Origin of the sequence: Streptomyces sp. NPDC007901 (assembly GCF_042959465.1) — a bacterium.
Lineage (GTDB): Bacteria > Actinomycetota > Actinomycetes > Streptomycetales > Streptomycetaceae > Streptomyces.
Genome location: NZ_JBIBKW010000023.1, coordinates 15,166 through 38,167 on the forward strand (window position 1 = coordinate 15,166; position 23,002 = coordinate 38,167).

The 23,002-nt window shown below is 71.0% G+C and carries 23 protein-coding genes and 1 pseudogene; 17 read left to right on the forward strand and 7 right to left on the reverse strand.

The genetic code is table 11. From position 1 onward, the window contains the following. Positions 1 to 830 precede the first annotated feature (830 nt). Complete coding sequence (locus ACFZDK_RS45490; RefSeq protein ID WP_390982267.1) at positions 831 to 1,073, forward strand: DUF5302 family protein; 243 nt, start codon at positions 831 to 833, stop codon at positions 1,071 to 1,073. Positions 1,074 to 1,277: 204 nt separating this feature from the next. Here ACFZDK_RS45490 and ACFZDK_RS45495 read toward each other — a convergent pair. Then, positions 1,278 to 2,041, reverse strand: a pseudogene (locus ACFZDK_RS45495) (transposase family protein). Positions 2,042 to 2,294: 253 nt separating this feature from the next. On the opposite strand from ACFZDK_RS45495, the gene ACFZDK_RS45500 reads away from it, so the two are divergent. Beyond that, positions 2,295 to 2,672 (forward strand): hypothetical protein, encoded by a 378-nt coding sequence (locus ACFZDK_RS45500; RefSeq protein ID WP_390982270.1) that lies wholly within the window; start codon positions 2,295 to 2,297, stop codon positions 2,670 to 2,672. A 169-nt stretch (positions 2,673 to 2,841) separates the two neighbouring features. Here the strand turns inward: ACFZDK_RS45500 and ACFZDK_RS45505 are convergent, their stop codons facing one another. The 6 genes from ACFZDK_RS45505 to ACFZDK_RS45530 all read right to left on the reverse strand — a co-directional run bounded on the left by ACFZDK_RS45505 (position 2,842) and on the right by ACFZDK_RS45530 (position 10,686). Next, a complete protein-coding gene (locus ACFZDK_RS45505) occupies positions 2,842 to 3,024 on the reverse strand; it encodes a hypothetical protein (protein WP_390982273.1) in 183 nt (60 codons plus the stop codon). Between the two features lie 230 nt (positions 3,025 to 3,254). After that, positions 3,255 to 4,409 (reverse strand): ABC transporter substrate-binding protein, encoded by a 1,155-nt coding sequence (locus ACFZDK_RS45510; RefSeq protein ID WP_390982276.1) that lies wholly within the window; start codon positions 4,407 to 4,409, stop codon positions 3,255 to 3,257. 91 nt (positions 4,410 to 4,500) lie between these two features. Beyond that, complete coding sequence (locus ACFZDK_RS45515) at positions 4,501 to 7,026, reverse strand: ATP-binding cassette domain-containing protein (RefSeq protein ID WP_390982278.1); 2,526 nt, start codon at positions 7,024 to 7,026, stop codon at positions 4,501 to 4,503. Between the two features lie 12 nt (positions 7,027 to 7,038). Then, positions 7,039 to 7,908: a branched-chain amino acid ABC transporter permease gene (locus tag ACFZDK_RS45520; RefSeq protein ID WP_390982280.1), complete on the reverse strand. Its 870-nt coding sequence runs from the start codon at positions 7,906 to 7,908 to the stop codon at positions 7,039 to 7,041. A gap of 188 nt (positions 7,909 to 8,096) precedes the next feature. Continuing rightward, on the reverse strand, positions 8,097 to 9,455 hold the full coding sequence (locus ACFZDK_RS45525) for an FAD-dependent oxidoreductase (protein WP_390982282.1): 1,359 nt from the start codon (positions 9,453 to 9,455) through the stop codon (positions 8,097 to 8,099). Positions 9,456 to 9,612: 157 nt separating this feature from the next. Then, positions 9,613 to 10,686, reverse strand: a complete 1,074-nt coding sequence (locus tag ACFZDK_RS45530; RefSeq protein WP_390982285.1) for an alcohol dehydrogenase catalytic domain-containing protein — start codon at positions 10,684 to 10,686, stop codon at positions 9,613 to 9,615. A 61-nt stretch (positions 10,687 to 10,747) separates the two neighbouring features. Between ACFZDK_RS45530 and ACFZDK_RS45535 the strand changes: the two genes are divergently transcribed. The 15 genes from ACFZDK_RS45535 to ACFZDK_RS45605 all read left to right on the forward strand — a co-directional run bounded on the left by ACFZDK_RS45535 (position 10,748) and on the right by ACFZDK_RS45605 (position 22,957). After that, entirely contained in the window at positions 10,748 to 11,542 is a 795-nt protein-coding gene (locus tag ACFZDK_RS45535) for an SDR family oxidoreductase (RefSeq protein ID WP_390982288.1), read from the forward strand. 97 nt (positions 11,543 to 11,639) lie between these two features. After that, complete coding sequence (locus ACFZDK_RS45540) at positions 11,640 to 12,785, forward strand: acyl-CoA dehydrogenase family protein (RefSeq protein ID WP_390982291.1); 1,146 nt, start codon at positions 11,640 to 11,642, stop codon at positions 12,783 to 12,785. A gap of 92 nt (positions 12,786 to 12,877) precedes the next feature. Then, positions 12,878 to 13,666 (forward strand): enoyl-CoA hydratase/isomerase family protein, encoded by a 789-nt coding sequence (locus ACFZDK_RS45545; RefSeq protein ID WP_365681579.1) that lies wholly within the window; start codon positions 12,878 to 12,880, stop codon positions 13,664 to 13,666. After that, positions 13,651 to 14,022, forward strand: coding sequence for an OB-fold domain-containing protein (locus ACFZDK_RS45550; protein WP_390982295.1), 372 nt, complete (start codon positions 13,651 to 13,653; stop codon positions 14,020 to 14,022). Before ACFZDK_RS45545 ends, ACFZDK_RS45550 begins: the two co-directional genes overlap by 16 nt. After that, a complete protein-coding gene (locus tag ACFZDK_RS45555; RefSeq protein WP_390982298.1) occupies positions 14,019 to 15,167 on the forward strand; it encodes a thiolase family protein in 1,149 nt (382 codons plus the stop codon). Before ACFZDK_RS45550 ends, ACFZDK_RS45555 begins: the two co-directional genes overlap by 4 nt. A 10-nt stretch (positions 15,168 to 15,177) precedes the next feature. Continuing rightward, positions 15,178 to 16,389: an acyl-CoA dehydrogenase family protein gene (locus ACFZDK_RS45560; protein ID WP_390982301.1), complete on the forward strand. Its 1,212-nt coding sequence runs from the start codon at positions 15,178 to 15,180 to the stop codon at positions 16,387 to 16,389. Beyond that, positions 16,386 to 17,357 (forward strand): phosphotransferase, encoded by a 972-nt coding sequence (locus ACFZDK_RS45565; protein WP_390982304.1) that lies wholly within the window; start codon positions 16,386 to 16,388, stop codon positions 17,355 to 17,357. Before ACFZDK_RS45560 ends, ACFZDK_RS45565 begins: the two co-directional genes overlap by 4 nt. Positions 17,358 to 17,369: 12 nt before the next feature. Continuing rightward, the gene (locus tag ACFZDK_RS45570) at positions 17,370 to 18,584 is read left to right on the forward strand and encodes an acyl-CoA dehydrogenase family protein (RefSeq protein ID WP_390982307.1); all 1,215 of its coding nucleotides are present in this window, start codon (positions 17,370 to 17,372) and stop codon (positions 18,582 to 18,584) included. Beyond that, positions 18,581 to 19,357, forward strand: coding sequence for a glucose 1-dehydrogenase (locus ACFZDK_RS45575; protein ID WP_390982311.1), 777 nt, complete (start codon positions 18,581 to 18,583; stop codon positions 19,355 to 19,357). The genes ACFZDK_RS45570 and ACFZDK_RS45575 overlap by 4 nt, the downstream gene beginning before the upstream one ends. Beyond that, entirely contained in the window at positions 19,354 to 20,136 is a 783-nt protein-coding gene (locus ACFZDK_RS45580; protein WP_390982313.1) for an SDR family oxidoreductase, read from the forward strand. The genes ACFZDK_RS45575 and ACFZDK_RS45580 overlap by 4 nt, the downstream gene beginning before the upstream one ends. Before the next feature lie 32 nt (positions 20,137 to 20,168). Then, positions 20,169 to 21,017: an enoyl-CoA hydratase-related protein gene (locus ACFZDK_RS45585; RefSeq protein WP_390982316.1), complete on the forward strand. Its 849-nt coding sequence runs from the start codon at positions 20,169 to 20,171 to the stop codon at positions 21,015 to 21,017. Between the two features lie 101 nt (positions 21,018 to 21,118). After that, positions 21,119 to 21,745 carry a TetR family transcriptional regulator gene (locus ACFZDK_RS45590; protein ID WP_390982318.1) on the forward strand — a complete coding sequence of 209 codons (627 nt, stop codon included), beginning with the start codon at positions 21,119 to 21,121 and terminating at the stop codon, positions 21,743 to 21,745. Between the two features lie 135 nt (positions 21,746 to 21,880). Beyond that, positions 21,881 to 22,231 (forward strand): nuclear transport factor 2 family protein, encoded by a 351-nt coding sequence (locus tag ACFZDK_RS45595; protein WP_390982321.1) that lies wholly within the window; start codon positions 21,881 to 21,883, stop codon positions 22,229 to 22,231. After that, complete coding sequence (locus ACFZDK_RS45600; RefSeq protein ID WP_390982324.1) at positions 22,228 to 22,608, forward strand: nuclear transport factor 2 family protein; 381 nt, start codon at positions 22,228 to 22,230, stop codon at positions 22,606 to 22,608. The genes ACFZDK_RS45595 and ACFZDK_RS45600 overlap by 4 nt, the downstream gene beginning before the upstream one ends. Positions 22,609 to 22,636: 28 nt before the next feature. Further along, positions 22,637 to 22,957 (forward strand): EthD family reductase, encoded by a 321-nt coding sequence (locus ACFZDK_RS45605; RefSeq protein WP_390982326.1) that lies wholly within the window; start codon positions 22,637 to 22,639, stop codon positions 22,955 to 22,957. Positions 22,958 to 23,002: the final 45 nt, after the last annotated feature.

A 23,002-nucleotide genomic window follows, 5' to 3' on the forward strand; every position in this document is an offset into this window, starting at 1 on the left:
AAGGTGCCGGCCAGGCAGTAGTAGGCGGAGGAGTCGTGAGTCTTGTCCCATCGCGACGTGATCAGGATCTCGATGCGGCTTCCCGGCTCCGGTCCATAGCCTGACTGCGAGAAGTCCGCGAAATCCTGACCGGCGACCTGTCGGAATACTCAGCAAGCGGTCAGCGCAAGTCCGTCCTCAGTGGCGGCCGTCAGGTGGAGAACGGTCCGTTATAGGCTGAGTGAACAGCCCTTGACCTGCACAAAGCGGGCAGGGAGCGATTTCCGGGAGTTCTGAATGCTTCGTACTCTGTTCACGTCCAAGATCTAGTGTCTGGGTGTTTGCGCAGGTCAGAGCCTTGAGCGTCGGGTCCGGGCCAGCAAATGGCCGGCATCGGGCCAGACGGCGTCCGGCTTGCTCATCTGCACCCGTGGTATGGGCCAACTGCCCCGCCCGGCGCCCCGCTCGTAAGGCTTGATGTGTGGCTCGACAGCTCGCCCGTGGGGTGGGGCCCTTCTAGGGGAACGGTTGTTCCAGGCCGACGCGCTGCCAGCACCCGTACACAGGGGCGATCGGTATAAGCGGCGCGCGGTTATGCCATGTGCGGCGAGGCCCGCAAGGGCGCCCTCATGCGTCGCAACGGCTGAGAGCCATTGCCCTGGCAGCCTGGCCGCGGGATCGACAACCCTCGGCCCGGCCCGAAGCCGTCCTGTGCGCCTCACCTTCGAAGTGAACGCCTTTGGCCGCGAGAGGGACATCCGCCGTAACGGAGCGGATGACGTTGCCGGCGCCTCGCACTGCGCCCGGCATGACAAGCTGTGCTTGCCCACCCCCGAACCCAGGAGGTCCCCATGACCGCAGAGCCCGTATCTACGGAAGGTTCGGAGCCGCCTGCCCCCGAGACGTCCCCTCTGGCGCCGGACAGCGACGGCAACTACGACCTCAAGCGCAAGTTCCGCGAAGCCCTGGCGCGCAAGCGTGGTGCGCAGACGGACGCCGCCGATGTTGCCGCCAACCCGGATGCGTCGAAGGTGCGTGCGTCGCATGGCCCGGCTGCCAGCCAGCGGTCGTTCAGGCGTAAGAGCGGCGGCTGAGTCGATGAGTCCCGCCGTCTGACCGCCGCACCGGCACTCGCGCTTCCCGTGCAGTGGCCCGCGACGTGCGCATGCCCGTGCGCGCGTCGCGGGCGGGGCGTAGCCGGAGAATTCGCCTGGGGGAATGGCCCAGCTGCGGTTGCTCGGCTCGGTGGCGCCGCCGCTCTGGAATTCCGGGATGAGGGCACTGAGCCTTTGCCAACCTCAGTTTGAGCAGGTCAGGTGGAGGGTGAGGACAGCTTGGGCGTGGCTTGTGATCCGGGTGGTGCTGCAGCGGAGTTTCCGCAGCAGGCGCCAGATTTTCAAGGTCGCGATGGCCTGCTCGCCGAGGGCGCGGATGCGGGCGTGCGCGGCGTTGACCGCGCGTTGGCCTGTCGAGAGCCGGTCCACCGGCCGTGGAAGGGGACCCGCACGGTGCCGCCCGCGCCCTGGTAGCCCTTGTCTGCCCAGCAGGCCAGGCCCGCCTCGCTGAGGGCGTCGATGATGCCGTGGGTTCGGGCGGCTTTGATGTCGTGCACGGCGCCGGGCAGGGCGGGCGAGGCCCACAGCAGCTTGCCATGTGGATCGGCGATGACCTGCACGTTCATGCCGTGCCTCTTGTGTTTGCCGGAGTAGAAGGGCCGGTCGGCGGCGATCCGGTCGATCGGCAGCCGCGTCCCGTCCAGGATCACGAACGCCTTTGCTGAGGCGGCCGCCACCGCCGTGGCGAGGTCGGGCGCCCGCACCGCGAGCAGTCCAACGGCTTCCGTGATGTACCAGTACACCGTGCCCACACCCACCTCGAACCCGGCCGCGAGCTGCGCGTATGTGTGCCCAAGGCGCAGGTGTGCCAGCACGGGCAGCGCCTGGCGGCCGGCGGACAGACGGCGCCACCGAGTCCCGCGTGCCGTCCGGTGGGTGGCCAACCGATCGGTCAGGAACCGCAGGTGTTGGGTGGACAGGTCGAGGGCCGAGGGACAGGCAAGCACGTGAAGCTCCTGGTGGTACAGGCGATCTTGTTCGTGAACCCGTCTACCAGACGCTTCATCGCCTGCGCAGACCAACTTGCGGATTCAGCAATCAAGTTGGCCGCCAGCATCATCGACGCGGGCTCTGTATAGGCTGGTGCGCGTGGATGTGACGGGGTGTCTTGGGTGTGACCTTCTGGCCGGGCGCCGGGAATTGCCCGGGGGTGTCCTGCACGAGACCGCTGCGTGGGTGGTGAATCACCTCGTCGGGCCGATGAATCTCGGCACCTTGATCGTCGGCCCGCGAGAGCACGTCGTGGCCATCGCGGAGCTCGACGACGCGGCGGCGGCGGAACTCGGCCCCTTGCTACGCGATACGGCTCGTGTCGTGGAGGCGTTGTGCCAGCCCGAGCAGACCTACGTCTGTATGTGGTCGCACGGCCACGACGCACGCAAGCACCTGCACATCGCGGTCCAGCCGGTGACCGCTGAGGTGCGGGCCCGCTACGGCGGCCTGCGCTCCGAGCAGCTCCAGGCCCGGATGCTGGCCGACGGTGACGAGCCGGACATCACGGAGGTCGAGCAGTTCTGCGAGCGGGCTCGCGAGCTGTTCCGCACGATCACCGACAGCAGCGCCGAACGCCGCAGCTGATCACCGCGCGGCCTCAACGTGAGATTGGCAAAGGCTCACGGAGAAGCTCAGCTCTGCAGCCTCCTGATTCGGGCCGATGGTGGCTGCCCGCGCTTTGGCGATACTCCCATCCGGCATCATTACCTGTCCTGATCTGTCCGGAATGCGCCCCGATCGGGCCCTGCATCCTTCACATGGGCGGCGGGGCGAGCGTCCTCGACGCCGACGGTGTGCGCTTCTTCGACAGACCCGGCTTCCCGGAGACGTTCAACCCCACGCCATCGGCCAGATCCAGGCCCTCGACGCCTACCTCGACCTCGGTGACGACGTGACCTGGCCACCCGGTCACCGGCGCGGACGGCCAGGCCCGCATCTCCTACGAGGACTACGCCGTCGCACTCGTGGACGAGATCGAGACCCCCGACACCCCAACCGCCGCTTCACCGTGGGCTATTGAGCCTCATCCGCGTGTCAGTGGCGCAACCTCGGCGACCTGGTGACCGGCACCGACCGGTGACGCCCACCGTTGCTGACCTGAGGCGACGCCGCGGTGTGGAGGGGTCTTGGCCGCCGGCCGCGTCCGGTCAGGGCAGGAGCGAGCGTTCAGTCGCGGGCCGGCGGTGTGTAGAAGTCGCCGACGGACGTCCAGACCCCGTTCTTCACGACGACTCGCTGCACGCTGCGCGTCCCGAGGTGGTCGGTCGCGCTGAAGTTCATCACCGGGGAGACTCCCGGGTCCACCTTGGCGGCCTTCTGATAGGCGGCAGTGATGGCCTGGGACGTGACGGGTCCCTTGATGGTCTTCGTGATCTGGGCGAACACCTTCGCGTTGCTCCAGCCCCACAGGGCGAGGAATCCGGCGTCCTGCCCCGGCTCGTACTTGGCCATGGCGGTCCGGAACTCCTGCACCGCGGCGTCCTTGTCGGAGGGCGCCTTCACCAGCTGCACCGCCTTGAGTCCTTCGGCGGCGTCCTTGGCGAGCGAGATCGTCGACTCGGCGGCGACGGGCGCGTAGGCGTAGGTGGGCAGGGAGAGTCCCTGGAGCTTGGCTTCCTTGAGGAAGGCGGCTGCTTCGGGGGAGGTGAGGATCAGGATCACCGCCTGGGGTTTGGCGGACTTCACCTTGCTGATCACGGGTGTGTAGTCGGTGGTCTGGTACTTGACCGGCAGCCGGTCCACCTCGACCGACGGGTTCACCTTCTTCGCGACGGGCTCGACCTGCTTGGCCACGTTCACGAACGCGGCCGGGTCGCTGTGCACGACGAGGATCTTCTTCGCGCCGTCCTGTACCGCCCAGGCGGCGACCGCCGCGGCCTGGTCCTCGTAGAGGGTCTGGGTCCCGAACAGGCCGGGGCGCGTCGGCTTGTACCAGTTCTCGGCGCCGCCCACCTCGTTGAGGACCGGCACCTTGGACTGGTTGAGGACGAACGGGAAGGCCGCCTCGGCCTGCGAGGTGCCGTTCGCGTTGACGATGGCCACGACCTTGTCCTGGCCGACCAGTTCACGGGCGATCTGTACGGTCTGCTGCGGGTCGGCCGCGTTGTCCTTGACGGTCCACAGGACCTTGCGCCCGTTGATGCCTCCTTGGGCGTTGAGCATCTTGAAGTACGCGTCGGCGCCCGCCTTCTCGGCCACGCCGTACGTGGCGGTGGCACCGGTGAGCGGCAGCCACGCCCCGATGCGGATCTCCGAGGAGCTGCCGCCGGCCGCTCCGGAGGAGTTCTGGCCGGCACACGCGTTGGCGGTCAGCACCACCACGGCCAGGACTGCTGTCGTTCCCGCAGCACGGCGGAACCTTCTTGTTGTCCGGTACACAATCCACCTCGTTCACAACGGGTTTCGACTTGACTCAGGAGGTCCGGGCGGTGGCCGCCGCGGTGGTGGCGGCTGCCGGTCCGCCGTTGAAATACGCCGCTTCGGCCAGGGCCTCGAATGCGGGGTCGCCCGGCCGTCCATGGGCCGCGACGAGGCCCTCGTGCAGCACGGCGACCTCGTGGCACACGGACATGGCCCGGCTCAGCAGCTGTTCGAGCAGGACGACCGTCAGGCCGTCGCGGGCCAGCCCGGCCAGCCGGTCGTACACCTCGTCGACCAGGGCCGGGGCCAGACCGAGCGCCGGTTCGTCGACGATCAGGACGTCCGGGCCGACGATCAGGGCCCGGGCGATGGCGAGCATCTGCTGTTCCCCGCCGGACAGCGCGCCGGCCGGGGCGGACATGCGGTCGCGCAGGCGGGGCGGCAGCCACTGGACCGTCTCCTCCAGCCGCTCGCGCAGTGACGCACCGGTGATGCCCGCCGCGTACGCCGCGACTTCGAGGTTCTCGCGCAGGGACAGCGTCTTGAACAGGGCCCGCCCCTCGGGCGCCAGACTGGTGCGCACGGTTCCGGTCGTCTCGCGGCCGCCGTGGGTCGGTGCGAGCGAGCCGTGCAGGATGCCGGCCAATGTGCTCTTGCCCGCTCCGTTGGCTCCGGCGATGCCCAGCACGACGCCCTGGCGGACGTCGAGTTCGATATCGCGCAGAGCGATCACGCCGCCGTATGCGTGGCCGACCCCGTGCAGCCGGACCATGCTCCGTTCGCCCGTGTGCTCGGGTGGCCGGGACCTGCCGTCGACGGTGCCCAGGTACGACGAACGCACCTTGGGATCCTGCAGCACGGCGTCCGGGGTGCCCTCGCCGATCGTGCGGCCGAAGTCGAAGGCGAGCACCCGGTGGGCGACGGAGAAGAGGTCGTCGAGGACGTGGTCGATGACGACCACGGCCGTGCCGTCGGAGTGCAGCCGGCGGATGTGCCCCGCCAGCAGGGCCCGTTCACTCGTGTCGAGGCCGCCGAACGGCTCGTCCAGGATCAGCAGCTTCGGTTGCTCGGCCATGGCACGGGCCAGGTCGAGACGCTTGCGCAGCCCGAACGGCAGCTCGGCGGGGCGGCGGTCGGCCACGTCCGCCAGACCGACGGAGCGCAGCAGCCGCGCGACCTCGGCCCGATGCCGGGCGGTGATACGGCGGCGGGTGCACAGGACGTTCTCCGCGACGGTCAGTTCGGAGAAGACCTCCGCGTGCTGGAACGTGCGGCCGATGCCCAGCCGCCGCCGGGCGGTGGCCCTGGCCCGGAGGAGGGGGCGACCGGCGAAGTCGGCGGTCCCGCTCACCCTGCCGTTGCCGGTCAGTCCCGACAGAGCGTTCAACAGAGTTGTCTTTCCCGCCCCGTTGGGACCGATGACGGCCAGGACCTCGTTCTGCCGGAGGGTCAGCGAGGCGTCTTCCAGGGCCTTGAGACCGCCGTACGAGACCGATACGTGCTCCAGGTGCAGCAGCACGGGGTCGCCGTCCGCGGCCTCGGACGGGGGCGAGACCGGTGCCAGGTCTTCCGGTGCTTGTGAGGGTGACGGGTCCTCGGAGTCCGGTCGACGCGGCAGGCGTCGCAGGACGCTCCGGGCGGGCTTGGCGAGGAACGGGACGACCCCACCGGGCAGGAAGAGGAGCACTCCGATCAGGACGATGCCCTGCACGACCGGCTGGGGCAACCCGACGGCGGACGACAGCGAAGGGTTCCAGGTGAGATAGATCCCGCCCGCCACGGCACCGAGGATCGTGCCGACCCCGCCGAGCACACAGGCCGCGATCAGCGAGATGCCGAAGGCGAGGGAGAAGGGTTCCGGGCTGACGAACCCGGTGAGCAGCCCGAGCAGCACGCCCGCGAAGCACGTGCACGCCCCGCTCACGGCGAACGCCAGCGAGGACTGGGCCTCCGGCGCGATACCGATCGTACGGGCGGCCAGGGGATGCGACTTGGCGGCCACCAGCCGCATCCGCAGCCCCGAGGCGGCGGCCGGCACGGCCAGCGCGAGGACGACGGCGGCGGCCCCGACCGCGAGGTACTGGGCCCCGGTGCCACCGCCCAGGACGGTGCCCAGACCGAGGGCGCTGCGCAGCTGGATGACCGGCACTCCCTGGTCGCCGCCGGTCACGCTGTTCCAGCGGTTGACCAGTTCCAGGGTCACCGTGGTGAAGGCGAGCGTCAGCAGGGCGATGTAGAGCATCGAGAACCTGGCACCCGCGTATCCCAGGAAGGCGCCCAGGGCGGCGCCGCTGGCGACGGCACCGAGGACCACCGCTTCCAGCGACCAGTCGTGACCGCTGCCGTACGCGGCGAAGTAGGCGCCGATGGCGAAGAACGCGGGGTGGCCCACCGACCAGATGCCGGACCAGCCGGCGAGCAGGCCGACCGACAGCACGACGATCGTGTACACGGCCGCGAGCCCCACCGAGTACATCTGGTACGCGGGGATCGCGCCGGCGGCCATGAACACCAGGAGCAGCGCACCGGCCGCCGGGCCGAGGGCGGCCCTCGCCAGGAGGGAACGGTTGAAGACCATGGACGTGACTCCTCAGACCCGTTGGAAGGTGCGGGTGCCGAACATGCCTTGCGGACGGATCAGCAGGACCAGCACGGTGAACGAGAACACGAACGTGTCCCGGAAACTGGCGGAGACATAGTTCGCCGCCAGGTTGTCCAGGACGCCGATGGTCAGCCCGCCGACGACGGCGCCGTACATGCTGGTCAGACCGCCCAGGAAGATGCCGGCGAAGGCCCGGAACAGGGGCGCGACGAGCGCGGTGGGCACCAGGCCGGCGCGGGGCGCGTACAGGCAGGCGGCGAGCGCGGCGAGGCCGAGGCCCAGTGCCCAGGAGATCCTGGCCAGGCGCTGCGCGCTCAGCCCGACCACGCGGGCGGTGTCGGCGGACTCGGCCACGGCGCGCATCGCGGAGCCGAGTGTGGTGCGGGCGAAGAGATAGCCGACCAGGGCCATGGCCCCGGCCGCGACGGCGATGGTCAGGAGGCTCTGCACCGGCACCGCGGCGCCGGACCAGCGCACGGACCCGTCGACCAGGTTGGGAAAGGCCCTGGGCTGGTCGCCCCAGATCGATCCGGCCGTGCTCTCGGCGACCAGGGACACGCCCATCGTCACGACGAGGGCGGAGAACAACTGCCCCTGGCCCAGCGGCCGGATCACCGTCTCCCGGACCAGCAGGCCCGCCGCCACGGTGATCGCGACGGCGGCGAGGACGCCCAGCAGCGTCGCCACACCGCGGTCGTGGAGCGAGACCGCCACGTACAGGCCCAGAGTCGCGAGCGAGGCCATCGCGAAGTTCACGACGTCCGTGGCCCGGTAGATGATGACCAGCCCGAGGCCCAAGAGACCGTATACGGCTCCACTGGCCACGCCGCTGACCAGGACGAGCAGGAACTGACTCACAGCCCCTCCTTCGGAAAAGAGCGTGTTCGCGCCAGGCGTGCGAGCTGCATGATCACCTCACGAACCGCAGAGTCAAAGTGAACTCAATTCAGTAAGCTAGGCATTCCGGTGCCGAGCGGGCAAGCCTCGTGCACGGGATTTGTGCCACGCGGTCGTGGTGGAGGCCGACACCCGGCGGGCGAGGGGGTTCAGCCGCCGACGGCCGACGGTGTTTCGGTGAGTGCGGTCCGTGCCGCCGCCAGGCCGAACACCAGCGCGGGGGCAAGGCCGCCCGCGTACGCGCGCCGGTACAGCCCGCCCGCGTCGGCGCCGGCCGCGAGCAGACCCGGGACGGGAGTCCGTCCGTCCGAGTCCGCGGACAGGACGTGTGCACCGGCGTCGATCAGCAGGCCGCCGAAGGTGAAAGTGATCGCCGGGGCCGCCTCGACGACGTAGAACGGTGGTTCGTCGAGGGGTTGGCGGTCCAGGAGCCGGCCGGGCATCGTGGTGCCGCCCGCGCCCATGGCGGCGTTGAACTCTTCGATACGGTCCCTGATCGTGGCGCCGGGATAGCCCCACTCCTCGGGCATCGACGTGAAGTCCTCCAGGCTGTCCGCCACCGCCGCGCGGGCGCCGGCGCGATGGCACAGCTGGAACTTGTCCACGCCGGGGATGCCTTCCACGTACGAGGCGCTGATCCACTCGCGATGCACGCGCGCGTCGGCGACCAGCAGGCCGCGGGCCTCCCGGCGTTCGAGCAGCGCCATGGTGGTCAGATGGTCCCCGGCCGTCTCGTCGACGAAGCGCTCGCCCGTCGTGTCGAACAGCAGGGCGTGCTCGCTGTAGTAGAGGGCGAGGTCGACGAAGCGTGCCGGATCGGCGAGGGAGACGCCTGCCGGCATCAGATGCCCGTAGAACCCCGCGTCCTTCCGGCCGAACGCCGCACCCGCCGTACGCCCGAGCGCCAGACCGTCACCCCGGCTGTCAGGGTTGGCCCGCAACCCGATCTCCGCGGCGTGGGGGTGGACATGCTCCGCGCGCAGGTGCCGGTCGCCCTGGAAGCCCCCGCTCGCCAGCAGGGTCCAGGCGGCGTCGATCCGGCGCGGGGAACCGTCCGGGAGTAGACACTCCGCACCCTTGACCACGCCGTTCTCCGTGATCAGAGAGCGGGTCGAGGTACCCGTCAGTACCTCCTGGCCCCGGTCGCGGATCAGCCGCTCGCACGTGTCCAGGTACTGGTTCGTGTCGACCTGGTGCCCGCGGCCGAAGCCCAGTACGGGCACCGGCGGCCGGCACTCCACGCCGAGCGACCGGATCCAGGCCACCCCGTCGGCAAACCCGTCCACCAGGGCGGTGGCCAGCTCCGGGTCGCCGTCCGGATTGACCCGGCGCATCTCCTCGACGCTCGGCGTCGTCCATACGAAACCGGCGAAACGCGCGGAACCGCCGGTGCGTTCCGCCTTCTCCACCACGACCACGGTGCCGCCCTCGGAGGCCACCCTCGCGGCGGCCGAGAGCCCGGCCATACCGCCGCCTATCACCAGCAGATCCACTGTCTCCGCACCCATAGCGGGTCCCACCGCCTTCGCGTTGCCGAGTGTGGGGCACGACACTAATTGAACTCACTTCTGGAGTCGATAGGGGTGCGGGAGCGGGCTGCGGCAGGATGGGTTTCGGCCGCACCGGCCGGGGGCCGGGACGTTGTCCGGCGAGGGCCGGGGCGTGTCAGTCGGGGACCAGGACCACGCGCCCCCGCACCTCGCCCGAGCGGAGTCGCGTGATCGCCTGCACCGCGTCGGCCAGGGCGAACTCCTCGACGCGCACCCTCAGCAAGCCCTTGAGCGCGAGGCCGACCACGGCCTCCAGCTCGGGCAGAGTTCCCCAGAAGGGCAACGAGATCCGCGTTCCGGGAGGCAGCGCGCCGGGCTTGCGGACCGTCAGCTCCCCGCCACCGCTGCCCACCACGGCCAGTTCCCCGCCCGCCCGCAGCACGTCCACCGCCAGGCCCAGACTGGACGGGTCGCCGACGAAGTCGAGCACCGCCGCCGCCCCGAGCCCGCCCGTCCGCTTCCGGAGGGCCGCCGCCGTGCCGGAGCGCAGCAGCGTGGTGAAGTGCGCGCCGCACTCGGCGGCCAGGGCGAGGGCCTCCTCCCGTACGTCCACGGCCAGCACCTGCGCGCTCGTCGTGGCGCGCAGAACCTGGACGGCCAGGTGCCCGAGCCCGCCGACGCCGAGGACGACCACGCTCGCACCCGCCTCATCACGAAGGGCGGGCCGGACGGTGGCCACGGCGTGATACGCGGTGAGCCCGGCGTCCGAAAGGGGTGCCGCCTGCACGGTGGTCAGGCCGTTCACCGGGACCAGCAGCCGACCGGACGGCACGAGCATCAGGTCGGCCATCCCGCCGTCGCGCCCGAGTCCCGCTCCCGTACCGACTTGCCCGGCGTCCAGGGTCGCGCGCCGGTCGCAGTAGTTCTCCGCTCCGGCCGCGCAGTGTGCGCAACTCCCGCAGCCCCAGGGGCCGTAGACGACCACCCGCTCGCCGACCGCCGGACCCGCGGCCGCCGGACCGCGTTCCAGCACCCGGCCCGCGACCTCGTGTCCGAGGGTGAAGGGGAGGCGATAGGGGAGATCGTCTTCGCGCGCGTCGATCACATGGAGGTCGGAACGGCAGAGGCCGGCCGCCTCCACCCGGATGAGGACCTCTTCGCCCGTGGGGACCGGTCGTGCCGCCTCGGTGAGGATCGGCGGGCCGCCCCAGCGGGTCAGCCGCAGTGCTCTCGTCCTGCCTGTTGACATACGCGAGACAGTAACAAAAATGAAGTCAGTTCAGTAACCCGGGATGGGGTGGTGACCGCAGATGGGCGGCGAGCACACGGGGCGCTTCGACGGGCGGATCGCGCTCGTCACCGGCGCGGGATCCGGCATCGGGGCGGCGGTCGCCCGGCGACTCGCCGCGCAGGGGGCGGAGGTCTTCGCGGCGGACGTCGACGGGCCGGCGGCGCAATCCGTTGCGAAGGAACTGCGGGGCGCGCAGCCGCTGACCGTCGACGTGGCCGAACCGAGGCAGGTCGACACCGCGTTCGGCGAGATCGTACGGCGGCACGGCCGGCTCGACGTCCTGGTGCACGCGGCCGGGGTCGACGACCCCACGGCCAAGGAGTGGATCGCCGAGGCCCTCGTCGCGGACCGGCCGCCGGAGGTGACGGGCCGACTCGGCGACGACGCCTGGCGGCACGTCATGCGCGTCAACCTGGACGGCACGTTCCATGTACTGCGCGCCGCCCTGCGGGTCATGGCGCCACGCCGATCAGGGGCCGTCGTCACCGTCGGCTCCTCCTCGGCGTTCGACGCACAGGCCGGTTATCCGCACTACGCGGCCTCGAAGTCCGGCGCGCACGCGCTGAGCCAGTCCGTCGCCAAGGAGGCGATCGCCTTCGGTGTCCGCGTCAACACGGTGGCGCCGGGGCCGACCGAGACCGGCATGGCGGCACGGACTCCCGCGGCACTTCGTCGAGGGTTCGCCGATCCACGCGTCCGTCCGTACGCGACGCCGGAGGAGATCGCCGATGTCGCCCTGTTTCTGGCGAGCGAGGAGGCGGCGAACCTCGTGGGGGCCGTGCTGCTCGCCAATGGCGGGCGGTTCACGGCGTGAGGGACCGTCCGGCGCGGGCGGTCACGGGTTGTTCGTGGCCGGCCACCCGCGCGCCCGACCGTGCATCCCTGGGACGGTGCGATCGAAGGAGATGTGGATGTTCCGGCTCGATGCCGATCCCTCGCTGCTGGTGGAGACCGACGAGCAGCGCCAACTGCGAGCAGTTCTACGGGGCTTGCTCGCCGAGACCTGCTCGATCGAGGAAGTCCGCGAACAGGCGGAGAGCCCGCGCGGACACGATCGTGCGCTCTGGCACCGGCTCGCCGCCGAGATCGGCGTGCACGGACTCGCCCTGCCCGAGGAGTACGGCGGTGGCGGCGGCACTTTCGCGGACCTCGCCGTGGCGCTGGAGGAGAGCGGCCGGGTGCTGTGTCCCGCTCCGCTGCTGAGCACCGTCGTACTCGCCGGACACGCCCTGCTGGCCGGCGGCGACCGGCAGGCCTGCGCGCGCTGGCTGCCGGGCATCGCCACCGGTGCGCTCACGGCGACGGTCGCCGGTTTCCTGCACCCGGCGGATGTGACCGCCGAGCAGGGCCCGGACGGCTGGGTGCTGCGCGGCGAGGCCGATTTCGTGCCCGACGGAGAGGGTGCCGAGCTGCTGCTGGTCGCGGCACGCGCACCGGACGGGAAGCGGCTGTTCGCCTGCGAGCCGGACGGTGCGACCTCTGACCGTATCGCCCGCCCTGTCCTCGATCCCACGCGCCGTCAGGCGCTCGTCCGCCTGCGGGGGCAGCCTGCCGAACCGGTGGGTGTGCCCGGACAGGCGGCGGAGGCCGTCGACGCCGTCCTCGACGCCGGGCGGGTGGGTCTGGCGGCCGAGCATGTCGGCGGCACCGCGCATGCCCTCGACGCCCTGTTGGCGTACGTGTCGCAGCGGGCCCAGTTCGGACGGCCCATCGGCTCGTTCCAGACCGTCAAGCACCGGCTGGCCGATCTGCTCGTCGAGGTCGAGGGCGCGCGGTCCGCCTCGGCGTACGCGAGCGCCTGCCTCGCCGAGGGGGCGGTGTCGGGGACGTCGGACGTGCCGGTGGCGGCGAGCGCTGCGGCGGTGGCCTGCACCGGGGCGTACCGGCTGGCCACCACGGAATACGTGCAGCTCCACGGCGGGATCGGCTTCACCTGGGAGCACCCCGCCCATCGCTACCTGCGCCGGGCGCGGGCCGACGAGGCGCTGTTCGGCACGGGGGACGACCACCGGCTGCGCCTGGCCGGTCTACTCGGCCTTACCGGCCGTACCGGCTGATCGCTGGGAGCGGTCGCCGCTCACCGGTCCATTGACAGGGGCAACCACTGCCCACAGAATCGAACTCAATTCAGTTCAGTTTGGAGGAGCTCATGGCAGTCGAGGACGAGATCCAGTTCGAGCGGGACGGTCACGTGGCGCGGGTCTGGCTGAACCGCCCGCACAAGAAGAACTGCGTGACCGTGCCGATCCTCAACCGGCTGGACGAGATCATCACCGAGGTCGACGCGGACCCCGAGCTGCGCGTACTGGTGCTGCGGGGCCGCGGCAACACCTTCTGCTCCGGGTTCGACCTGGACAGTCTCAAGGCCGACTTCGTCGGCAGGTCCAACGCCATCGACGTCGCCGTGCTGTCGGCCAAGGTTTGCGACCGGCTGTACTCGATGAGGACCCCGTCGATCGCCGTCCTCGAGGGTCATGTCACCGCGGGCGGCTTCGAGTTGATGATCTCCTGCGACTTCGCGATCGCCGCGGACGACGCGCTGATCGGGGACTTCCACATCCGCCGCGCACTGTTCGGCGGCGCCGGCCCGATCTACCGGGTGCCGCGCATGATCGGTGTCCGCAAGACCAAGGAGCTGATGCTCACCGGCAAGCTGCTCACCGGGGTCGAGGCGGCCGAGTTCGACCTCATCAATGCCTCGGCGCCCGCCGACAAGCTGGACGCCACGGTCGAGGAGTTCGCCGACCAGCTCATCGACAAGAGCCCGTTCACCATGTGGATCACCAAGATGACCATCGACCGCAGCCTCGACGCCGACATCCAGTCGCTGATGGTCATGGAGCACCTCGCGGTCGGCGTGATGCTCAACTCCGAGGACGCGGCGGAGGGCGTGGCGGCCTTCCTGGACAAGCGGGAACCGCAGTGGAAGGGCCGCTGAACGCCGGTGCGCGGACCGGGGGCCGGCTGCGCGGCTCCCGGTGCGCGGACTGCGCGGTGGCCACCTACCCGGCCAGCCCGGCGTGCCCGCGCTGCGGCGGTCCGGCCGAGCCGGTCGTGCTCTCCGGCACGGGCACGCTGTGGACCTGGACCGTGCAGCGGTACGCGCCCAAGTCGCCGCCGTACGCGCCGCCCGCCACCGGATTCACGCCGTTCGCCGTCGGATACGTCGAGCTGCCGGAGGGAGTACGGGTGTTGGCCGCCCTTGACATCCGGCCCGAGGAAGCGGAGATCGGCATGGCGCTCACCGTCACGGCGGGGGACGGGGTGCCGAGGGCCGCGGGAGCCGTCGTATGAGCGGAGCGGAGGTGTTCGTCTGCGGCGCCGGGATCACCTCCTTCGCCCGTACGGAGGTGAGCGGCCGGGAGCTGGCAGTCCAGGCGGTACGGGCCGCTCTCGCCGACGCCGGTCTGCCGTGGTCGCGCGTGCGGGCCGCCTACGGCGGCAGCGACGCCGGCGGCAACGCGGACACGCTGGTCACCGAACTGGGCCTGACAGGAGTGCCGTTCACCAACGTGCGCAACGGCTGCGCGACCGGCGGCAGCGCGCTGGTCGCGGCCGCGAACGCGATCCGGTCCGGGGCGGCGGACGTGGCCCTCGCCGTTGGCTTCGACAAGCACCCGCGTGGCGCCTTCGACCCGCGGCCCGCCGACTGGGGGCTCGACGAGGCGTACGGCCGCGACGGACTGATGGTGACCACACAGTTCTTCGCCATGAAGATCCAGCGTTATGTGCACGACCACGGCATCAGCGCCCGCACCCTCGGGCTGGTCGCCGAGAAGGCGTACGCGAACGGCGTGCTCAACCCGCACGCCTGGCGTCGCAAGCCGCTCGACGCGGAGGAGATCCTGGCGTCCGGCATGGTCAACGACCCCCTGACCCGGTACATGTTCTGCTCGCCCGGCCAGGGCGCGGTCGCCCTGGTCCTGTGCGGTCGCGCCGCGGCCCGCGCACTGGGCGGCACACCGATCGCGTTGCGGGCGGCCGTCGTACGGACCCGCCGGTTCGGTTCCTTCGAGGTCTTCAGTCCCTGGGCACCGCCCGGGACGCCGACGAGCGTGAGCGCGGACGCCGCACAACACGCCTTCGAGGAGGCCGGACTGGGGCCGGGCGACATCGACGTGTGCCAGTTGCAGGACACCGAGAGCGGCGCCGAGGTGATGCACCTGGCCGAGTGCGGGTTCTGCGAGCACGGCGAACAGGAGTCGCTCATCCCGTTCGGGGCGACCCGTATCGACGGCTCGCTGCCGGTCAACACCGACGGCGGGTGCATCGCCAACGGCGAACCCATCGGCGCCTCCGGCCTGCGCCAGGTGCACGAGATCGTCCAGCAGTTGCGGGGCCGGGCCGGCGAGCGGCAGGTGCCGAACGAGCCGTCGACCGGCTTCACCCACGTCTACGGGGCGCCGGGCGTCAGCGCCTGCACCGTGCTGACCCGTTGAAAGGAGGACCATGGACGGCATACCCGGCCCGGACGAGTTCCGCGTCGAGGCCCGCCGCTGGCTCAAGGGCGTGGCACCAGCGCGCCCCGCACGTGAGGAGTGGGGCAGCGGCGACGACTCGGTGGCCGTCTTCGAGAACTGGACGGAGGCCGAGGAACGCGCCCGGACGGATCGGACACGGGACTGGGAACGCACCCGCTACGACCAGGGCTGGGGCGCGTTCGCCTGGCCGCCGGAGTACGGGGGCCGTGAACTGCCCGCCCACTACGAGCAGTTGTACCGGTCCGAGGAGTCGGCCTTCGACGTGCCACGGCGCACCGAGATCTTCCCGGTCACCCAGCAGCTCGTCGCCCCCGCCGTCCGCATCTGGGGCACCGAGGAGCAGCGGCGGCGCTGGCTGCGCCCCATGCTGCGCACCGACGAACTCGCCTGCCAGCTGTTCTCGGAGACCGAGGCGGGCTCGGACCTCGCCGCCGTCCGGACCCGCGCCGTGCGGGACGGCAACGGCTGGATCCTGAACGGCCACAAGATCTGGACCTCCGGCGCGCGCATCGCCACGTGGGGCGTCGCCGTCTGCCGCACCGATGCGGACGTGCCCAGACACGCGGGCATCACGGTGTTCCTCGTCCGGATGGACGCGCCGGGTGTCACCGTACGGCCGATCCGGCAGATGACCGGCGGCTCCAGCTTCAACGAGGTCTACCTGGACGACGTGTTCGTCCCGGACACCGACCGGCTCGGCCCGGTCGGCGAGGGCTGGCGGGTCACGCTGACCGTGCTGGCCGCCGAGCGCCTCGACTCCGGCGGACTCGGACTGGACAACGCCGACCGCGCACTCGACCTCGCCCGGCACCTGCCGCGCCCGCTCACCGACGGCGAACGCCAGCAGGCGGCCGACCTGTTCGTCCGCACCCTCGTCCAGCGGCTCACCGGGCTGCGCGTGACGTCGGCACTGGCGGCGGGCCGAGAACCGGGAGCCGAGGCCTCGGTCGGCAAGCTCCACGCCACCACGACGATGCGCGCCACCACCGACCTCGTCCAGCAGCTCCTCGGGCCGCGACTGGCCGCCGACACGGGGGAGTGGGGCACGTTCGCCTGGACCGAGCACCTGCTCGGCGCTCCCGGCTACCGCATCGCCGGCGGCAGCGACGAGATCCAACGGAACATCCTCGCCGAGCGGGTGCTAGGCCTGCCCAAGGAACCGAAGGGAGGCCGACGTTGACCACCACGACCGGGGCGACCCGACTCGCGCGACGGGTCCGGAAGCGACTGACGGAGCGACACCCCGGCGAGACACCGGGGGAGCTGCGCACCCTGCCCGGCGGCCACTCGGGCCTCACGTACTCCATCAATGCGGGACCGGTCTCGTACGTCGTGAAAGCCGTGCCACCGGGCCAACGCCCCGTCGGCCGCAACGACGTGCTGCGCCAGGCCCGCGTGCTGCGCGCGCTCGCCGGGTCACCGGTACCCGTGCCTGGGGTAGTCGCCGTCGACGAGGACGAACCCGCCTGGTTCGCCATGGAGTTCGTGACCGGCGAGGCGATCGAGCCGGTCCTCGACGAGCACCGGCTCGATCCGGGACTGTGCCGGACGCGGATGCTGGCCCTGGCCGACGTGCTGCGCGACCTGCACGACTGGAGAAAGACAGAGACTGCCGAACCGCTGGACCCGGCAGGGGAGTTGGACCGATGGAGCCGCACCATGCGCGCCGTGCCGTCCGAACTCCGCCCCGGAGCCGAGGACGTGCTGGAAGCCCTGGCCGCCCGCATCCCCGACAGCGTTCCACCCGCCCTCGTCCACGGCGACTTCCGCCTCGGGAACGTCCTGTGCCAGGGCGCACGACCGGCCGCCGTCGTCGACTGGGAGATCTGGGGATACGGCGACCCCCGCATCGATCTCGCCTGGTTCCTCCTCTTCGCCGACCACCGCAACTTCCCCCGGCTGGGCCGCGCCGTCCCCGGCCTGCCCGACGAGGAAGAACTGCTCACCGCCTATCTCGACGGCCGTCCCGAACCTCCCGCCCTCGACTGGTTCCGTGCCCTGGCCCGCACCAAGATGGCCGCGATCATGGGCCACAACCTGCGGCGGCACCGCGAGGGCAAGCACCACGACCCCGACCAGGAACGGCTGCCGCCGACCATCGCGGAGATGATCCGCACAGCCGGCCGCATCCTCGCCCGACGGTCCTGAAGGAGCGCCACCATGGATTTCGGATTCTCCCCGAGGGCCGACGAACTCCGTTCGCGCATGGCCGCGTTCATGGAGGAGTACGTCCTGCCCGCCGAACCCGTCTACGACCGGCAGCTCGCCGAGGCGGACGACCCACATCGACTACCTCCGGTCATGCGGGAGTTGAAGGAGAAGGCGCGCGCAGAGGGCCTGTGGAACCTCTTTCTCGCGCACGGCGACCGGGGCGCGGGCCTCACCCATCTCGAGTACGCGCCGCTCGCCGAGCTGGCCGGACGGTCGGTGATCGGGCCCGAGGTGTTCAACTGCTCCGCCCCCGACACCGGCAACATGGAGCTGCTCGCCCTCTTCGGCACACCGCGGCAACAGGAGCGCTGGCTGCGGCCGCTGCTGGCCGCCGAGATCAGGTCCTGCTTCGCCATGACCGAGCCCGCGGTGGCCAGCTCCGACGCGCGCAACATCCGCACCCGGATCACCCGTGACGGCGACGAGTACGTCGTCAACGGGCACAAGTGGTACACGTCCGGGATCCTCGACCCGGACTGCCGACTGGTCATCCTCATGGGAGTCACTGACCCCGACGCACCGACGTACCGGCAGCAGAGCATGCTGCTGATCCCGCGCGACACCCCGGGCATCACCGTGCTGCGCGATCTGCCGATGTTCGGCTACACCGACCGCTGCGGCCACGGCGACGTGCTCTTCGAGGACGTACGGGTGCCGGCGTCGGCGATGCTGGGCGGCGAGGGAGAGGGGTTCGCCCTCGCCCAGGGACGCCTGGGGCCCGGACGCATGCACTACGCCATGCGCGCGGTCGGATTCGCCGAACGGGCACTGGAGTTGATGTGCCGCCGGACCCTGACCCGCACCGCCTTCGGCGGCACGCTCGCCGAACAGGGCGTCGTGCGCGAGTGGATCGCCCGCAGCCGCATCGAGATCGAGCAACTACGGCTGCTGGTCCTCAAGGCGGCCTGGCTGATGGACACCTCGGGCAACGCGGCCGCCCGCACCGAGGTGGCCGCGATCAAGGTGGCCGCGCTGGAGGTCGCCCACAGGGTGGTCGACAGGGCCGTTCAGGCGCACGGCGCCGCGGGGGTCAGCGACGACACCGTACTGGCACGGCTGTACGCGATCACCCGGGCGCTGCGGATCGCCGACGGACCGGACGAGGTGCATCTACGGACGGTCGCGCGCCGTGAACTGGCCAAGTACCCGGAGGAGTCGGCGTGAACGGACAGGAACTCCAGGGACGGGTCGCCCTGATCACCGGCGGCTCGCGGGGCATCGGTCTGGGTATCGCGCGGGCCTACCGGGAGGCGGGCGCCCATGTGGTGATCGCCGCCCGGAAGCCGGCCGGACTGGCCGCGGCGCGCGAGGAACTGCTGCGGGTCAAGGGGGACGGCGACGTCCACGAAGTCGTCGCCAACGCGGGGGAGCCCGAGGACGCCGAGCGCTGCGTGGAGGAGACCGTGTCCCGCCACGGCTCGCTCGACATCCTGGTCAACAACGCGGCCACCAACCCCTACATGGGCGACCTCCTCGACCTCGATCTGCCGCGCGCCGAGAAGACCGTCCGGGTCAACCAGTACGGCATGGTCGCCTGGACCCGATGCGCCTGGCAGGCGTGGATGAGCGAGCACGGGGGAGCGGTCGTCAACATCGCCTCCGTCGGGGGACTGGTCGTCGACCCCCACATCGGCTGGTACAACGCCACCAAGGCGGCCATGCTGCACCTGACCCGCCAACTCGCCTACGAACTCGGGCCGAAGGCGCGGGTGAACGCCATCGCACCCGGCCTGATCAAGACCGAACTGGCCCGGGCGGTCTGGGAGCCGAGGGAGCCGATCCTCACGGCCAGGCTGCCGCTGCGCAGACTCGGAACGGTGGAGGACGTGGCCCACGCCGCCCTCTTCCTGGGGTCCGGGGCCTCCTCCTGGATGACGGGACAGACGCTGGTCCTGGACGGCGGGGCGACCGTGCTGCCGATCGGGGTGGAGGAGTGAGCCCCGCCCCCGATCCGGTGGCGGAGCTGTTCTCGCTGCGCGGGCGGACCGCGGTGGTCACCGGGGCGTCGTCAGGCCTCGGCGCCCGCTTCGCCACCGTGCTCGCCTCGGCCGGCGCGACCGTCTTCGCCGCCGCCCGTCGACTGGAGAAGCTGAAGCAGATCGCCGACGAGGATCCGCGCATCCATCCCGTCGTCTGTGACGTCTCGCAGGAGGCGGACCGCGTGCGCCTGATGGAGACGGCACTGGACGAGAGCGGTCGTATCGACGTCCTCGTCAACAACGCGGGCGCGCCCGGCGCCGTACACGCCGAGGACGAGAGCGCCGAGGACTTCGCGGACGTCCTGGCCGTGAACCTCGTGGCACCCTTCCACCTCGCACGGCTGCTGACCGAGGCCCCGACATCCGGTTCCGGCCGTTCGCGATCGGTCGTGAACGTCTCGTCCGTCCTGGGACTCGTCTCCGGTGCCCCGCTGGGCGGTGCGGCCTACGCCGCGTCCAAGGCCGGGCTCGTCGGGCTGACCCGGGAACTGGCCGGACAGTGGGGCGCGGCAGGGGTGCGGGTCAACGCGCTCGCGCCCGGGTGGTTCCGCTCGGAGATGACCGACGGGCTGTTCGCCGACGAGCGGTCCCGGCGCTGGGTCGAGCGCGGCACCATGCTGGGGCGCGGCGGTGAACAGGGCGAACTGGACGGGGCACTGCTCTATCTGGCCTCGGACGCGTCGTCGTACTGCACCGGGCACGTCCTCACCGTGGACGGCGGGTGGACGGCGCGATGAGGGCCGACGGTGTGATGAGGATCGACGGTGCGATGAGGGTCTCGGTCGAGGTGGCGGGCGACGGGCTGGCGCGGGTGGAGATGTGCCGTGGGGCGGGCAACGCGATCGACCTGGCGATGGCACGTGCGCTGCTCGACGCCGCGAGGGAGTGCGAGAAGGCGCGGGCGCGGGCGGTGCTGCTCACCGGGCGGGGACGGTCCTTCTGCGTCGGCGGTGACCTGAAGGAGTTCGCCGCACTGCCCGAAGAACGCCTCGCGGCGCACCTCACGGACGTCACCGACGCGCTCCACGGGGCACTGCGGATCCTCGCCGGGCTGGACGCCCCGCTCGTGGTGGCTGTGCAGGGGGCCGTCGCGGGCGCCGGGCTGGGGCTCGTGGCGGCGGCGGACGTGAGTCTCGCGGCGACCGACGCCGGCTTCACGGCCGCGTACACCGCGATCGGATACACGCCGGACGCCGGGGTCAGCTGGTCGCTGCCCCGGCTCGTCGGACCACAGCGGGCCGCGGACCTGCTGCTGACCAATCGCCATGTCACGGCTGCCGAGGCGGCGCAGATGGGTCTGGTCAGCCGGCTCGTCGCGCCGGAGCGGCTGATGGCGGAAGCAGTGCGGACGGCGGGCGGTCTGGCGCGCGGTGCCACGGCCGCGTACGGGGCGACGCGACGGCTGGTCCGAGGGGCGTTCTCCGCCGGCCTGGACGAACACCTCGACGCGGAGGGGCGTCAGCTGGCCGCCGCGGCGGTGTCGTCGGAGGGCCGGGAAGGCGTGGCGGCGTTTCTCGCGGGGCGCCGGCCCGACTTCACCAGGTGCGAGGCCGCGCCGCCCGAGCCACCGCGGCCCGGGCCCGAGCGACCCGGCGCCGTCCGGCCAGGCGGTGCGTGACGGATCCGCCCGAACCTCGATTCGTACCCGACTTGAACTTGGGTCTAGTCTCGGACGACCGGACGATGATCGGTACGGTCCGTCAAGGAGAGGGAGAGACGATGGCGAGGGCACGGATCGTGGATCCGGAGGAGGGGCCCAGGTCGAAGCGCGGCGCGATCCTCGTGGCCGCCGTGGAGCGGTTCGGGGAGGACGGCTACGAGAACACCAAGTGGTCGGAGGTCGCCGACCGGGTCGGTATCGGGCAGACGGCCCTGTACCACTACTTCGAGTCCAAGGCCCACTGCCTGCTCACCATCATGCGTCTGGAGCTCCAGCGCTCGCACGACCAGTTCGTCGAGGCCACGGGTGAGGAGACGGACCCCGTGGAGGAGCTGCGCGCCGCCGTCCGGGCGGCGTTCGCGGTGAGCGAGCAGGAGATCCGCCAGATGCGCATTCTGCAGGCCAACATGTCGCTGCTCGCCAACCCTCGCAAGTCCAGGCGCGAGGAGACCGAACGCGTCGCGGCCCGCCAGCTGGTGCAGATGGTCGAGCGGGACTGGACGAGCCTGCTCATGCGCGGCATGTCGAAGGGCGCCTTCCCGGTCCGGGACGCCCACACTCTCGGTCTGGCGGTCCTCGGCATGATCGTCAGTGTCTGGCGGTGGTACCGCCCGACAGGCGCGATCCCGCTGTCCGAGATCAGCGAGATGATCGAAGGGTGTGTGGTGCGGATGGTCACGGAATAGCCCCGCACCACAAGGTCACGTCCTGCCCATTGTCGGCGGCAGGGCAGCGGCCTTACAGTCAAACTGAATTGAACTCAGGTTGTTTCATGTGATGCAGACTTGTCGGCTCATGGCGCTGAGGGAGAGCGATCAGCAATGGTGCTTCGCGAATACATGGCCAGAATGGACGGCCAGGACCCGGAAAAGGCCCTCGAACTCCTAGAACCCGGCTTCCGGTTCCTCATCTCCCTCCCGGGCGGGCAACGGGCGGGCACGTCCCGCGAGGAATTCGCCGGCTACATCGCCGGGCGGAACGCGGTGGACCGCAGGCACGAGATCGTGCGGTACGCGGTCGACGGCGACGTCGAGACGGCGTACGGCTTCGTCGTCGACGAGGGCGTGACGACGGGGGCGTTTCTGTCCGCCGTACAGGTGTCGGCCGGCGGGCTGATGGCGAGCTACCAGTCGTTCTTCACGCCCGACTTCGACCTCGTGGACCGGCCGTGAGCGCCCCGTCCACGTCCGCCGCCCCGTTCCTGACCACCTGGTTCGGGATCCTGGACAGCGACGACGCCGACCGCATCCTCCACCTGATCAGCGACGACTTCTCCTTCTCCATCCTGTTCTCCACCGGCGGCGACGGCGGCACCGACTTCCACGGCGGCCGGGCCGCGCTGGAGGGGTACCTCGCCCAGCGCACGGTGGGCGTCCGCACGCACCACCTGCTCACCGCGTCCACCGTCGGCCGCGACGAGCTGTATCTCGGCGAGGTGCGCAGGTCCGGTGTGCCCGAGGCGAGTTTCGTGGCCTCCGCCCGGCTGGACGACCAGGGCCGGGTACGGCGGCTGCTGATCGGGCGCTCGCCCGCGGTCCTGTTCACCTGAAATGGCGCGATGCCCAAGGAGGGGCACCATGTACAACCTCGTCCTGCTGGCCGCCCGGCCGCCCGAGTGGACCCACGAGCGGTTCATCGCCTGGTGGCGCGGTGAACACGCCGAACTCACGCGACACCTTCCCGGCCTCAGGTCCTGGCGGCACACCGACATCGACACGGCCCTCGAGCCGCGCTCGGAGGGATGGGACGGTGTGTCCGTCCTGAGCTTCGACAGCGCCGAGGACCTGCGCAAGGCCCTGCGGAGCCCGGAGTGGGCGGCGGCCGTCACCCAGGTCGGCGACATGCGCGGACGCCGGATCGCCGTCATGGGCGGCGAGATGGCAATGTACGGCGGCTGAGCGCGGCGGGGCCCACCGCCTTCCCTGAACTGAATCCCTTCACAA

What these genes read in the sequence shown, in the direction of transcription:
- ACFZDK_RS45500 (WP_390982270.1), top strand. Translation starts at nt 2,295, where the DNA reads ATGAATCTCGGCACCTTGATCGTCGGCCCGCGAGAGCACGTCGTGGCC.
- ACFZDK_RS45560 (WP_390982301.1), top strand. Translation starts at nt 15,178, where the DNA reads ATGGACGGCATACCCGGCCCGGACGAGTTCCGCGTCGAGGCCCGCCGC.
- ACFZDK_RS45530 (WP_390982285.1), bottom strand. Translation starts at nt 10,686, where the DNA reads ATGTCAACAGGCAGGACGAGAGCACTGCGGCTGACCCGCTGGGGCGGC.
- ACFZDK_RS45595 (WP_390982321.1), top strand. Translation starts at nt 21,881, where the DNA reads ATGGTGCTTCGCGAATACATGGCCAGAATGGACGGCCAGGACCCGGAA.
- ACFZDK_RS45505 (WP_390982273.1), bottom strand. Translation starts at nt 3,024, where the DNA reads ATGCGGGCCTGGCCGTCCGCGCCGGTGACCGGGTGGCCAGGTCACGTC.
- ACFZDK_RS45540 (WP_390982291.1), top strand. Translation starts at nt 11,640, where the DNA reads ATGTTCCGGCTCGATGCCGATCCCTCGCTGCTGGTGGAGACCGACGAG.
- ACFZDK_RS45585 (WP_390982316.1), top strand. Translation starts at nt 20,169, where the DNA reads ATGAGGGTCTCGGTCGAGGTGGCGGGCGACGGGCTGGCGCGGGTGGAG.
- ACFZDK_RS45555 (WP_390982298.1), top strand. Translation starts at nt 14,019, where the DNA reads ATGAGCGGAGCGGAGGTGTTCGTCTGCGGCGCCGGGATCACCTCCTTC.
- ACFZDK_RS45570 (WP_390982307.1), top strand. Translation starts at nt 17,370, where the DNA reads ATGGATTTCGGATTCTCCCCGAGGGCCGACGAACTCCGTTCGCGCATG.
- ACFZDK_RS45590 (WP_390982318.1), top strand. Translation starts at nt 21,119, where the DNA reads ATGGCGAGGGCACGGATCGTGGATCCGGAGGAGGGGCCCAGGTCGAAG.
- ACFZDK_RS45515 (WP_390982278.1), bottom strand. Translation starts at nt 7,026, where the DNA reads ATGGTCTTCAACCGTTCCCTCCTGGCGAGGGCCGCCCTCGGCCCGGCG.
- ACFZDK_RS45605 (WP_390982326.1), top strand. Translation starts at nt 22,637, where the DNA reads ATGTACAACCTCGTCCTGCTGGCCGCCCGGCCGCCCGAGTGGACCCAC.
- ACFZDK_RS45545 (WP_365681579.1), top strand. Translation starts at nt 12,878, where the DNA reads ATGGCAGTCGAGGACGAGATCCAGTTCGAGCGGGACGGTCACGTGGCG.
- ACFZDK_RS45525 (WP_390982282.1), bottom strand. Translation starts at nt 9,455, where the DNA reads ATGGGTGCGGAGACAGTGGATCTGCTGGTGATAGGCGGCGGTATGGCC.
- ACFZDK_RS45490 (WP_390982267.1), top strand. Translation starts at nt 831, where the DNA reads ATGACCGCAGAGCCCGTATCTACGGAAGGTTCGGAGCCGCCTGCCCCC.
- ACFZDK_RS45535 (WP_390982288.1), top strand. Translation starts at nt 10,748, where the DNA reads ATGGGCGGCGAGCACACGGGGCGCTTCGACGGGCGGATCGCGCTCGTC.